The 11,374-nt window shown below is 71.5% G+C and carries 14 protein-coding genes; 6 read left to right on the forward strand and 8 right to left on the reverse strand.

The genetic code is table 11. The features are described 5' to 3' along the window. A partial coding sequence (locus tag Q0L15_RS22465; protein ID WP_296607087.1) for a DAK2 domain-containing protein occupies positions 1–485 on the reverse strand: 485 nt, incomplete at its 3' end. Between the two features lie 173 nt (positions 486–658). On the opposite strand from Q0L15_RS22465, the gene rpmB reads away from it, so the two are divergent. Further along, positions 659–844 carry a 50S ribosomal protein L28 gene (rpmB, locus tag Q0L15_RS22470; RefSeq protein ID WP_011756723.1) on the forward strand — a complete coding sequence of 62 codons (186 nt, stop codon included), beginning with the start codon at positions 659–661 and terminating at the stop codon, positions 842–844. Between the two features lie 388 nt (positions 845–1,232). Here rpmB and Q0L15_RS22475 read toward each other — a convergent pair whose 3' ends face one another. Further along, positions 1,233–2,183, reverse strand: a complete 951-nt coding sequence (locus Q0L15_RS22475; RefSeq protein WP_296607088.1) for a thiamine-phosphate kinase — start codon at positions 2,181–2,183, stop codon at positions 1,233–1,235. A gap of 108 nt (positions 2,184–2,291) precedes the next feature. On the opposite strand from Q0L15_RS22475, the gene Q0L15_RS22480 reads away from it, so the two are divergent. Together Q0L15_RS22480 and Q0L15_RS22485 are read left to right on the forward strand one after the other, a co-directional pair. Beyond that, entirely contained in the window at positions 2,292–2,528 is a 237-nt protein-coding gene (locus Q0L15_RS22480) for an Lrp/AsnC ligand binding domain-containing protein (RefSeq protein WP_284536751.1), read from the forward strand. Positions 2,529–2,530: 2 nt separating this feature from the next. Continuing rightward, the gene (locus Q0L15_RS22485) at positions 2,531–3,040 is read left to right on the forward strand and encodes a DUF3515 domain-containing protein (RefSeq protein ID WP_296607089.1); all 510 of its coding nucleotides are present in this window, start codon (positions 2,531–2,533) and stop codon (positions 3,038–3,040) included. Between the two features lie 34 nt (positions 3,041–3,074). On the opposite strand, the gene Q0L15_RS22490 is transcribed toward Q0L15_RS22485, so the two are convergent. Then, positions 3,075–4,196 (reverse strand): D-alanine--D-alanine ligase family protein, encoded by a 1,122-nt coding sequence (locus tag Q0L15_RS22490; protein WP_296607090.1) that lies wholly within the window; start codon positions 4,194–4,196, stop codon positions 3,075–3,077. A gap of 32 nt (positions 4,197–4,228) precedes the next feature. On the opposite strand from Q0L15_RS22490, the gene Q0L15_RS22495 reads away from it, so the two are divergent. After that, positions 4,229–5,302, forward strand: a complete 1,074-nt coding sequence (locus Q0L15_RS22495; RefSeq protein ID WP_296607091.1) for an aminotransferase class I/II-fold pyridoxal phosphate-dependent enzyme — start codon at positions 4,229–4,231, stop codon at positions 5,300–5,302. Here the strand turns inward: Q0L15_RS22495 and Q0L15_RS22500 are convergent. After that, on the reverse strand, positions 5,299–6,306 hold the full coding sequence (locus Q0L15_RS22500; protein ID WP_296607092.1) for an NAD(P)H-dependent glycerol-3-phosphate dehydrogenase: 1,008 nt from the start codon (positions 6,304–6,306) through the stop codon (positions 5,299–5,301). The two genes, Q0L15_RS22495 and Q0L15_RS22500, sit on opposite strands and share 4 nt — an antisense overlap. Beyond that, on the reverse strand, positions 6,303–7,073 hold the full coding sequence (locus Q0L15_RS22505) for a 1-acyl-sn-glycerol-3-phosphate acyltransferase (protein WP_296607093.1): 771 nt from the start codon (positions 7,071–7,073) through the stop codon (positions 6,303–6,305). The genes Q0L15_RS22500 and Q0L15_RS22505 overlap by 4 nt, the downstream gene beginning before the upstream one ends. Positions 7,074–7,166: 93 nt before the next feature. Between Q0L15_RS22505 and cofC the strand changes: the two genes are divergently transcribed. Further along, a complete protein-coding gene (cofC, locus tag Q0L15_RS22510; RefSeq protein ID WP_296607094.1) occupies positions 7,167–7,790 on the forward strand; it encodes a 2-phospho-L-lactate guanylyltransferase in 624 nt (207 codons plus the stop codon). Positions 7,791–7,860: 70 nt separating this feature from the next. Here cofC and Q0L15_RS22515 read toward each other — a convergent pair whose 3' ends face one another. The 3 genes from Q0L15_RS22515 to leuC all read right to left on the reverse strand — a co-directional run bounded on the left by Q0L15_RS22515 (position 7,861) and on the right by leuC (position 10,775). After that, a complete protein-coding gene (locus tag Q0L15_RS22515) occupies positions 7,861–8,508 on the reverse strand; it encodes an HU family DNA-binding protein (protein ID WP_296607095.1) in 648 nt (215 codons plus the stop codon). 230 nt (positions 8,509–8,738) lie between these two features. Next, entirely contained in the window at positions 8,739–9,347 is a 609-nt protein-coding gene (gene leuD / locus Q0L15_RS22520; RefSeq protein WP_296607096.1) for a 3-isopropylmalate dehydratase small subunit, read from the reverse strand. A 27-nt stretch (positions 9,348–9,374) separates the two neighbouring features. Next, positions 9,375–10,775 (reverse strand): 3-isopropylmalate dehydratase large subunit, encoded by a 1,401-nt coding sequence (leuC, locus tag Q0L15_RS22525; protein WP_296607097.1) that lies wholly within the window; start codon positions 10,773–10,775, stop codon positions 9,375–9,377. 111 nt (positions 10,776–10,886) lie between these two features. On the opposite strand from leuC, the gene Q0L15_RS22530 reads away from it, so the two are divergent. Next, positions 10,887–11,374, forward strand: a 488-nt coding sequence (locus Q0L15_RS22530; RefSeq protein ID WP_296607105.1) for a helix-turn-helix domain-containing protein, incomplete at its 3' end; no start/stop codon positions are given.

The raw sequence follows: 11,374 nt of genomic DNA on the forward strand, positions 1-11,374 counted from the left end.
GCGCCCGAGTCCTTGACGACCTCGGCGGCCGCCTCGCTGGCGGCCCGGGTCACGGTGAGCATCGTGCCCTCGACCGGCGTACCGACGGCCGCGTAGCTGGCGTCGGTGGCCTGGCGTAGGGCGTCGGCCATCACCTGGGCGTTGCGCTCCCCCGGCTCGGCCTGGGCGATCCGGCGCACGATGGCTCCGAGCATCTCGCTGAGGATCACCCCGGAGTTGCCCCGGGCGCCGAGGAGGGCGCCGCGGCTGAAAGCCGCGAGCGCCGGTGCGAGATCGGCGGATGGGTCGCCGCCCGTGGCCTCGCGCACGGCGTCGCGCGCGGCGGAGACCGTGAGGTACATGTTGGTGCCGGTGTCGCCGTCGGGCACCGGGTAGACGTTGAGCGCGTCGATCTCCTCGCGGGCGTCGGCCAGCGCGTCGGTGGCGATGTCGACGAACCGCAGCACCACCTCCAACGTGATGGCGCCGTTGCGGGGAGTTTCCATCGCCGTCCTCGATCGTGGAGACTGCTCGCTCTGGGATGTCGAGTGAGCCAGATTAGTGCGTTCGCCCGATTTCCGCGTGTCCGGGCCCATCGGATACTCTTGTGCGGTTGCCCGCCCAGCGGGCGCCCACACGCGAAGAAGTTCCACACCCTCGATCGTTTAAGGAGCACACGGTGGCTGCCGTCTGCGACATCTGCGCCAAGAAGCCGGGCTTCGGCAACAACCGTCCGTGGTCGCGCAAGATCACGAAGCGTCGCTTCGACCCCAACATCCAGCGCGTCCGGGCCACCGTCAACGGCACCCCGAAGCGTCTCAACGTCTGCACCGGCTGCCTCAAGGCCGGCAAGGTCACCCGCTGACCCCAGGCTCACCCGAGCCACAGACCTCCGAGAAGGCCCCGACCGTCCGCGGTCGGGGCCTTCTCCTATGCCGCTCGGTGCCGGATCGTCAGGTCTGGTCCCCGGGACGTCATGCGACCCGGGCGCCCGGGCAGCCACATCGGATGACCTCCGCCGGGTCTCCCTGGGAGGTCATGCGAAGTGGGGGTCCTAGCGCCCTGAACGTATGACGTCCCGGGGTGACCACAGGTCGGGGTCCTCCCGACAGGCGCCAACTCGTCCGGAGCCAGACGGGTCAAGGGCGGCGAAGCCGCCGAAGGGAACCCTTGACCCGGCTGGTGGAGGACGAACAATGGCGCCACCGGGAGGACACCGACCCACACCGCGTCAACCGACCGGCCGACTCGCGCTAGAAGTGGGTCCAGCCGGTGGGGCCGTCGTAGGCGGCGCCGTCGACGGTGACACCCTCCCCCTCGGTGACCGCGCCGATGACCGACCAGCCGGCCGGCACGGACGCGACGTCGGGGAAGGTCGCGAGCAGGGCGTGGTCGTCACCGCCGCCGAGGATGAACTGCATCGGCTCCGCACCCAGCGCGGCCGCGACCGCCTGCAGCGGCTCGGGGATCTCGAACGCCGCGGTGCGCACGTCGATGGCCACGCCGGAGTCCGCGGCGACGTGGCCGGCGTCGGCGAGCAGGCCGTCGGAGACGTCGATCATCGCGGTGGCGCCGGCCTCGGCGGCCTCCGGCCCGGCGTCGTACGGCGGCTCCGGGCGGCGGTAGGCCTCCACGAGCTTGCGTGGGGATCGGAAGCCCCGGCCGAGCACGGTGAGCCCGCCGGCGGCCCACCCCTGCCGGCCGCGCAGCGCGAGCACGTCGCCGGGGCGTGCTCCGGAGCGCAGCACCGGGGCCTGGGTGCAGGAGCCCAGGACGGTCACGGCGATCACGATCTCCTCGGCCCGGGTCAGGTCACCGCCGACGACGCTGGCGCCGACGAGCGAGCACTCCTCGGCGAAGCCGCGGGCGAAGTCGAGCGCCCACTGCACCGGCAGGTCCGCCGGAGCGGCCAGGCCGACCGTCAACGAGGTGGCTCGTCCGCCCATCGCGTTGACGTCCGAGAGGTTCTGGGCGGCCGCCCGGTGCCCGACGTCCGCGGCGTCGGCCCACTCGCGGCGGAAGTGCCGACCCTCGACCATCAGGTCGGTCGAGACCACCACGTGCCCGTGCCGGACCCGCAGCACGGCCGCGTCGTCCCCGGGGCCGACCAGCACCTGCTCGCCCTGCGGGAACAGGTCGACCAGGGCGCGGATCAGGCCGAACTCGCCGGCGTCGGACAGCGTCGCGTCTGGGGGGAAGGCCATGCACCCATCCCACCAGATGCGGTCGGGGGTGCCTCACGGTAGGTTGGCGTGGCACACCCCGCAGTAGCCAGATCACCCCAGACCGCCCCACACACCAGGGAGAGCTCGATGGTCGTCCAGGCGTACATCTTGATCCAGACCGATGTCGGCAAGGCTGCCGAGGTCGCCTCCGCCATCGCCCAGGTCAAGGGCGTGACCCTGGCCGAGGACGTGACCGGCCCCTACGACGTCATCGTGCGCGCCGAGGCCCGCAACGTCGACGAGCTCGGCAAGCTCGTCGTGTCCAAGGTCCAGAACCTCGAGGGCATCACCCGCACCCTGACCTGCCCGGTCGTCCACATCTGAGGGTGGCCCCCGGCGTACGTCGGCGCCCCGGTGCCCCACGGGCCCGGGGCGTCGTCGCGTGTGCGGCAGTGCTGCTGGCGACCGCGTGCTCGGCCGGTCCCGTCGAGATCGACGCCGCCGAGCTCTCCGCAGCCGACCGCGCCGCCTGCGAGCGGTTCGTCGCCGACCTGCCCGAGACGGTGGCGAGACAGGATCCCCGCGAGCTCTCCGGCGACACGGCGTACGGCGCGGCGTGGGGCGACCCCGCGATCGTGGTCACCTGCGGGGTCGGGGTGCCTGCGGAGTTCGACGAGTTCTCCGCCTGCACCGACGTCTCGGGAGTCGGCTGGTTCGTGCCGCCCGCACAGGAGGAGGACCAGGGCGCCGACGTGCTGCTGACCGCCGTGGGCTACTCCCCGCGGGTCTCGCTGCTCGTGCCGGCCGAACGTCGGGGAGCCGACTCGGCGGACGCCCTCGTGACGATCTCAACGGTCGTGAAGAACGACCTCACGCTCGAGGACGACTGCGCCTGACCCGCCGTCGGACGGCTCGGGCGGACCGGACCCGTCAGCGCAGGCCCGTGCCGCGCTGCAGCGCCAGCCGGATCAGGCGGTCCACGAGCGCCGGGTAGTCGACGCCGGAGGCCGCCCACATCCGCGGGTACATCGAGGTCGGCGTGAAGCCGGGCATCGTGTTGATCTCGTTGACCACGAGCCGCTCCCCCGGCAGCACGAAGAAGTCGACGCGCGCCAGCCCCTCGCAGCCCACGGCCTCGAAGGCGCGCACCGAGAGCTCCTGGATCTGCTGGACCAGACCGTCGGGCAGGTCCGCGGGCACGTCGAGCTCGGTGTGCTCCTCGGGAAGGTACTTGGCCGCGAAGTCGTAGAACTCGTGCTCGCCGGAGATCTTGATCTCCGCGGGGACGCTGGTCTCCGCCGTGCCGTCGAGCGCCTCGAGCACCCCGCACTCGACCTCGCGCGCGTCGATCGCGGCGGCCTCGACGAGCACCTTCGGGTCGTGCCGCAGCGCCTCCTCGATCGCCTCGTCGAGCTCGGTGCGGTCGTGCACCTTGGAGATGCCCATGCTCGACCCGCCGCGGGCGGGCTTCGTGAACAGCGGGTAGCCGAGCTCGTCGGCACGGGCCCGGCAGGCCTCGGCGTCGCGAGCCCACTCCCGGGCGGTGACCGTGGTCGAGGGCAGCACCGGCAGCCCGGCCGCGGCCAGCACGACCTTCATGTAGGCCTTGTCCATGCTGACCGCCGAGGCGAGCACGCCGGCCCCGACGTAGCGGACCCCGGCCATCTCGAGCAGACCCTGGATGGTCCCGTCCTCGCCCCAGGGGCCGTGCAGCAACGGGAAGACGACGTCGACGTCTCCGAGCGCACGGGGCGGCTGCGCCGCCTCGGTCACCACGAGTGCGGTCGAGGCGCTGTCGGGGGCCAACGCGATCGTGGCCCGCTCGCCGTCGACCGACGGCAGCTTGTCGGGGCCCTCGATGCGCAGCCGCTCGGGGTCACCGGACTCCAGCACCCAGCGGCCGTCGGTGGCGATGCCGATCGGCACGACGTCGTAGGCGTCCGGGTCGATCGCGGCCAGCACGCTGCCCGCGGTGACGCACGAGATGGCGTGTTCACTGGACTTGCCGCCGAACACGACGGCGACCCGGGGCCTGCGGCGAGACTCGTTCATCGGGCCTGACCCTATCCGTCTAGCGTGGAGGCATGAGCAGCGCCTCGCGGGACCACCAGCCAGCAACGATCGCGGTCACGGCCGGCCGACCGCAGCGTGGGCCGGACCAGCCGCTGAACGTGCCGATCACGATGGCCTCGGCGTACGGCGCCACCGGCGAGCTGGAGTACTCCCGCTACGGCAACCCGAGCTGGGCGGCGTTCGAGGACGCTCTGGGAGCCCTGGAGGGCGGCCGCGCGCTGGCGTTCTCCTCCGGCATGGGCGCGGTGACCACAGTGCTCGACCTCGTCGGGCACGACGGGCTCGTCGTCGCGCCGGCTCACTCCTACACCGGGACGCTGCTCCAGCTCGCCGACCTCGAGAGCCGCGGCCGGATCCGCACCAAGCTCGTGGACATCACCGACACCGAGGCGGTCGTCGCCGCCAGCGAGGACGCCGCGCTGGTCTGGCTGGAGTCCCCCACCAACCCAGCGCTCGAGGTGGCCGACATCGCCACGATCTCCGCGGCCGCGCGCGAGGCAGGCGCCTACGTCGTGGTCGACAACACGTTCGCGACCCCGATCCTGCAGCAGCCGCTGACGCTGGGCGCGGACATCGTCGTGCACTCGGTGACGAAGTACCTCGCCGGGCACAGCGACGTCCTCATGGGCGCCCTCGTGACCGCCGATGAGGAGCTGTACGCCGTCCTCAAGGGCCGGCGCGAGCTGATGGGAGCCACCCCGGGCACGCTCGAGTCCTGGTTGGCCCTGCGTGGCCTGCGCACGCTGCACCTGCGCGTCGAGCGCGCCCAGGCGAACGCCGCCGAGCTGGTGCGACGGTTGCGGGAGCACCCGGCGCTCTCGGAGGTGCGCTACCCCGGCTTCGGCGGCATCGTCTCGATCGTCCTGGCCGGCGGCGCCGACGCGGCCGACCGCGTCACCCGAGGGACCGACCTGTGGGTGCACGCCACGTCGCTGGGCGGGGTCGAGTCGACCTTCGAGCGCCGCCGGCGTTGGAAGGCCGAGCCGGCCACGATCCCCGAGGGGCTCGTGCGGCTCTCGGTCGGCATCGAGGACGTCGAGGACCTCTGGGAGGACCTGCGCGGAGCGCTCGACCCGGTCGTCTAGTCCGTCTCGGCCTTGGTGTCGCGGGCGATGAAGGAGTCCATCATCTCCTGCGCGGTCATCCGGCCGTCGACGACGGCGGTGACGTGGTGGGCGATCGGCGCGTCGATGCCGGTGCGCTCGGCGAGCGCGAGCAGCGAGGCGCACGACTTCGCGCCCTCGGCGACCTGGCGGGTCGTCGCGTAGATCTCCGCGGCGGTCATGCCCTGGCCGAGCTTCTCGCCGAACGTGCGGTTGCGCGACAGCGGTGAGGAGCAGGTGGCGACCAGGTCACCGAGGCCGGCGAGCCCCATCAGCGTCAGGGGGTTGGCCCCCAGCGCCATCGCCAGCCGCGCCGTCTCCGCCAGACCGCGAGTGATCACCGAGGCCGTCGTGTTGTCACCGAAGCCCAAGCCGACCGCCATGCCCACCGACAGTGCGACGACGTTCTTGTAGGCGCCGCCCAGCTCGCAGCCGAGGACGTCGACGCTCGTGTAGGGGCGGAACGCCGGCGAGTGGATACGCGCCTGCAGGTGCTTGGCGACCTCCTCGACCTCGCACGCCACGACCGAGGCGGCCGGCTCGCGGCGGGCGATCTCCTTGGCGAGGTTGGGGCCGCTGATCACGGCGATCCGGTCCGGACCCGCGCCGGTGACCTCGGCGATCACCTGGCTCATCCGCTCCAGCGTGCCGAGCTCGACGCCCTTCATCAGCGAGACGAACGTCGCGCCCGGCTCGACGTACGGCGCCCACTCGGTCAGGTTGCCCCGCAGCGACTGGGAGGGCGTGGCGAGGACCACGACGTCGGCGCCGTGCAGGGCCTTCTCGACGTCGTGGGTGGCGGACACGTGGGGCGGCAGCTCGACGCCGGGGAGGTACTCGGGGTTCTCGCGCTGCTCGTTGATCGCCGTGGCGACCTCCTCGCGGCGCGCCCACATCGTCACGTCGTTGCCGGCGTCGGCGAGCACGAGAGAGAACGCGGTGCCCCACGACCCGGCGCTGAACACCGCGACCTTGCCGCCGCTCACGCCCGGTCCTTCTTCCTGGGCTGCTTGTGGGGGTTGCCGATCTGGCGGACCCCCGCCTTGCGCATGTCGAAGCGCTCGGGCGGCGCCTTCTCCCCGCGCACCTCTTCGACCAGCCCGGTGATCGCCGCCATGATCCGGTCGGTGGCCTCCTGGACGACAGCTCCGCTGCGCGGCTGGTCGAGCAGGTCGGACAGGTCGACGGGGTCACCGACGATCATCCGGATCTTCTTGCGCGGGAAGAGGTCGGGCTTCTTGGCATAGGGAGCCAGCAGCGCCTGGGCCCCCCACTGACCGACCGGGATCACGGGGCAGCCGGTGGCGAGCGCGATGCGCGCCGCACCGGACTTGCCGGTCATCGGCCAGCCGTCGGGGTCGCGGGTGATCGTGCCCTCGGGATAGACGACGACGCACTCACCGCGGCGCACGGCCTCGACGGCGGCGTCGTAGGCACCCACCGCGTTCTTGGTGAGCCGCTCGACGGGGATCTGGCCGGCGGCGGTGAAGAACCATGCGCCCAGCCGCGTCTTGAACAGACCGGACTTCGCGAGGTAGCGAGGCAGCCGCCCGTGGTCGTACACGATGTGCGCAGCGGTCAGCGGGTCGACGTGCGAGACGTGGTTGAGGGCGAGGATGAAGCCACCCGACTCGGGGATCTTCTCGCCACCGATCCACTCGCGCGTGGTCGTGGCCAGCAGCAGCGGCTTGATGATCGGAACCGCGAGGTTCCACGCCCATCCGCGCTTCTGCTGGAGCTTGCGTACCGTCACGCACGCAGGTTACTCGGTCACCCCGCCCTCGCCCGGCATACAAGTGGGGGCGCCGCGCCGGTGCCGGCCGCACTCCTGACAGGATCGTGGGCGATGTCCGATCAGCAGTACGCCGTCCTCATCCCGGTCAAGCCACCCGCGTTCGGCAAGTCCCGCCTCGCGGATGCCGGCTCGGAGTCCCGGCGTGCCCTGGCGGAGGCCTTCGCGCTGGACACGGTCTCGGCGTGCGTGGCGGCCGGCACCGTCGCCCAGGTGCTGGTCGTGACCGACGACGTGCAGGTGGCCTCGGCCGTCGCCGACCTGGGAGCAGCCGGTCTCCCCGACGGCGTCAGCGGCGACCTGAACGGCACCTTGCGCCAAGCCGCCGCCGAGGCTGCTCGGCGCTGGCCCCACCTGCTGCCCGTGGCGCTCTGCGCCGACCTGCCTGCGCTCCGGGCCGACGACCTCGACGCGACGCTCGGTCGGATCCTCACCCCTCACCCGTGGTTCGTCCCCGATGCGGCGGGTGTGGGGACGACCATGTACGCCGCGTCCTGCGAGGAGTTCGACCCGCGCTTCGGACCCGGCTCCCGAGCCGAGCACCGGCTCGCCGGAGCACACGAGCTCACCGACGTCCCGGCCTCGGTGCGACGCGACGTCGACGACCTCGACGACCTGAGGGCCGCCATGGCCCTCGGGCTCGGGCCGCACACCGCGGCCGTCTTGTCGCAGACCTGACCCGCGCATGACGACGGGCCGCCACCCGCGAGGGTGACGGCCCGTCGAGGACCTACGGTCGAGCGGTGCTTCAGGCCTTCTTGGCGGTCTTCTTCGCCGGAGCCTTCTTGGCCGGAGCCTTCTTGGCGGGGGCCTTCTTGGCGGCCGGAGCCTTCTTGGCCGGAGCCGCCTTCTTCGCGGCCGGAGCCTTCTTGGCCGGAGCCTTCTTGGCGGGGGCCTTCTTGGCCGGAGCCGCCTTCGCCGTCGTGGCCTTCTTGGCCGGCGTCGACTTCGCAGCCGTCTTCTTGGCCGGAGCCGCCTTCTTCGCCGGAGCCGCCTTCGTGGCCGTGGCGGCCTTCTTGGCGGAGGCGGCAGCCTTGGTCGGAGCGGCCTTCTTGGCAGCAGCGGTGGCCTTCTTGGCCGCGGCCGGCGCAGCCGTCAGCGTCAGCTTCGGCAGCTTCTTGGCACCGGAGACGACGTTCTTGAGGTCCGCGCCGGCGGTGAACTTCGGAACGGCGGTCTTCTTGGCCTTGATGCGCGCGCCCGTCTGCGGGTTGCGCACCCAGCGCGCCTCGCGGACGCGCTTCTCGAAGGAGCCGAAGCCCGTGATGGCGACCTTCTCACCCTTGGCGACCTCGCGCGTGATCGTGTCCAGCACGGACTCGAGAGCGTGCGCCGCGGCCTTGCGGTTCCCCTCGTAACGCGCGGCCAGCGCGTCGATGAACTCTGACTTGTTCACTGTCTTCCCTTCCAATGAACGACAAGTGGTCGAGCCCGTGCCCGACTTTCTCCAACGCACGCTAGGTATTCGTGGCCACTCCCACAATCACCGCGGGGTGTTTTCTCTCGTGTTTTTCGACAATCTTCGGGCGGGCAATCTGCGTCAACAGAGCGGGATTGGACAGAGAACGAGGGCGATTCCCCAATCCTGCTTGGGGAATCGCCCTCGTGTGCGCTTCAGCGGGATGGTCAGCCCGCGTGGATCGTGGCGGGCTTCCAGCTCGGACGCGTCGCTTCGTACGCCGCGATGTCGTCGGCGTGGCCGAGCGTGATGCCGATGTCGTCGAGGCCCTCCAGCAGGCGCCACCGCGTGTAGTCGTCGATGTCGAAGGAGTCCTCGATCGCGTCGACGCCCTCACCCGCACGGACCGTCCGCGACTCGAGGTCGACGGTCACCGTGGTGCCGGGATGCTCCTCGAGCAGGTCCCAGATCTTCTGCACGACCTTCTCGTCGACCTGTGCTGCGAGCAGCCCGGCCTTGCCAGAGTTGCCGCGGAAGATGTCGGCGAACCGGGGCGAGATCACGGCCTTGAAACCGTAGTTCTGCAAGGCCCAGACGGCGTGCTCGCGCGAGGAGCCGGTGCCGAAGTCGGGGCCGGCCACCAGGACCGAGCCGCCGGCGTACGCCGCGTTGTTGAGCACGAACTCCGGGTCGTTGCGCCAGGCCGCGAACAGCCCGTCCTCGAAGCCCGTGCGCGTCACGCGCTTGAGGTAGACGGCAGGGATGATCTGGTCGGTGTCGACGTTGCTGCGGCGCAGCGGCACGCCGACGCCGGTGTGGGTCGTGAACTTGTCCATGTCAGCTGATCCGTTCAGTCCGGGTGTTCAGTCCAGGTCGGCGGGCGAGGAGAGCGTGCCGCGGATCGCGGTGGCCGCGGCCACCGGCACCGAGACGAGGTGGGTGCGCCCGCCCTTGCCCTGGCGTCCCTCGAAGTTGCGGTTGGAGGTCGAGGCGCTGCGCTCGCCGGGCGAGAGCGTGTCGGGGTTCATGCCCAGGCACATCGAGCAGCCCGCGCCGCGCCACTCGGCGCCGGCCTCCTTGAAGATCACGTCGAGGCCCTCGTCCTGGGCCTGCAGGCGGACCCGCACCGAGCCCGGGACGACGAGCAGGCGGGTGTCCTTGTCGACCTGGCGTCCCTTGATGATCGCCGCCGCGGTGCGCAGGTCCTCGATGCGGCCGTTGGTGCACGAGCCGATGAAGACCGTGTCGACCTTGACCTCGCGCATGGGCGTGCCGGCCTCGAGCCCCATGTACTGCAGGGCCTTCTCGGCGGCGATGCGGTCGGACTCGTCGTCGTACTGCTCCGGGAACGGGACCGCACCGCCCAGGGGCACGCCCTGGCCGGGGTTGGTGCCCCAGGTGACGAACGGGGTCATCGTGCTCGCGTCGAGCACGATCTCCTTGTCGAACTCGGCGTCCGGGTCGGTGACGAGCGTCTTCCAGTGCGCGACCGCGGCGTCCCAGTCGGCGCCCTTGGGCGCCTCGGGCCGGCCCTCGATGTAGTCGAAGGTCGTCTGGTCCGGAGCGATCAGGCCCGCCTTGGCGCCCCACTCGATCGACATGTTGCAGACCGTCATCCGGCCCTCCATCGAGAGCTCCTCGATGGCCTGCCCGCGGTACTCCACGATGTAGCCCTGGCCGCCACCGGTGCCGGTGTGGGCGATCAGCGTCAGCACCATGTCCTTGGCGGTGACGCCCTCGGGCAGGCTGCCCTCGATCGTCACGGCCATCGTCTTCGGCTTGGCCTGCGGGAGCGTCTGGGTCGCCAGCACGTGCTCGACCTCGGAGGTGCCGATGCCGAACGCGATCGCACCGAACGCGCCGTGGGTGCTGGTGTGGCTGTCACCGCAGACGATCGTCATGCCGGGCTGGGTGAGGCCGAGCTGCGGGCCGACGACGTGCACGATGCCCTGCTCGACATCGCCGAGCGGGTGCAGGCGGACACCGAACTCCTCGGCGTTGCGACGCAGCGTGTCGACCTGGGTCTTGGAGACCGGGTCGGCGATCGGCTTGTCCCAGTCGAGGGTCGGGACGTTGTGGTCCTCGGTGGCGAGGGTCAGGTCCGGGCGGCGCACGGTGCGACCGGCGAGACGGAGCCCGTCGAAGGCCTGCGGCGAGGTGACCTCGTGGATGAGGTGGAGGTCGATGTAGAGGAGGTCCGGCTCCCCTGGTGTCGACCGGACGACGTGCTCGTCCCAGACCTTCTCGGCCAAGGTCTTGCCCATGAATCTCTCCCTCTAGACCTCTCGGCGACCCGACTCATCGGGCCTCCTGCTTCGACTACGTCACAGATCCTAGCGCTTGCATCCCATGATCTGAGACGCCAGTATTGCCATATGGACAATTCCAGCGGAGTCGGCGTCCTCGACAAGGCCGCCCTCGTGCTCACCGCCCTCGAGTCCGGGCCGGCGACCCTCGCGGGTCTGGTGGCCGGCACCGGCCTGGCCCGCCCGACGGCCCACCGGCTCGCGGTGGCCCTCGAGCACCACCGGCTCGTGGCCCGCGACATGCAGGGCCGCTTCGTGCTCGGTCCGCGGCTCGCCGAGCTCTCCGCCGCGGCCGGCGAGGATCGCCTCCTCGCCACCGCCGGCCCCGTGCTCGCCCGTCTGCGCGACATCACCGGCGAGTCCGCCCAGCTCTGGCGCCGCCAGGGCGAGCACCGCGTGTGCGTCGCCGCGGCCGAGCGCCCCAGCGGGCTGCGCGACACGATCCCGGTGGGCTCGCAGCTCACCATGCGGGCCGGCTCGGCCGCCCAGATCCTGCTGGCCTGGGAGGACCCGGAGCGCATGCACCGCGGCCTGCAGAACGCCGCGTTCTCGGCCGC

This window comes from Nocardioides sp. (assembly GCF_024509035.1).
GTDB lineage: Bacteria > Actinomycetota > Actinomycetes > Propionibacteriales > Nocardioidaceae > Nocardioides.

Coding starts and splice junctions, on each gene's coding strand:
- Q0L15_RS22475 (WP_296607088.1), bottom strand. CDS start 2,183: ATGGCCTTCCCCCCAGACGCGACGCTGTCCGACGCCGGCGAGTTCGGC.
- Q0L15_RS22480 (WP_284536751.1), top strand. CDS start 2,292: ATGGTCGTCCAGGCGTACATCTTGATCCAGACCGATGTCGGCAAGGCT.
- Q0L15_RS22490 (WP_296607090.1), bottom strand. CDS start 4,196: ATGAACGAGTCTCGCCGCAGGCCCCGGGTCGCCGTCGTGTTCGGCGGC.
- Q0L15_RS22495 (WP_296607091.1), top strand. CDS start 4,229: ATGAGCAGCGCCTCGCGGGACCACCAGCCAGCAACGATCGCGGTCACG.
- cofC (WP_296607094.1), top strand. CDS start 7,167: ATGTCCGATCAGCAGTACGCCGTCCTCATCCCGGTCAAGCCACCCGCG.
- leuD (WP_296607096.1), bottom strand. CDS start 9,347: ATGGACAAGTTCACGACCCACACCGGCGTCGGCGTGCCGCTGCGCCGC.
- leuC (WP_296607097.1), bottom strand. CDS start 10,775: ATGGGCAAGACCTTGGCCGAGAAGGTCTGGGACGAGCACGTCGTCCGG.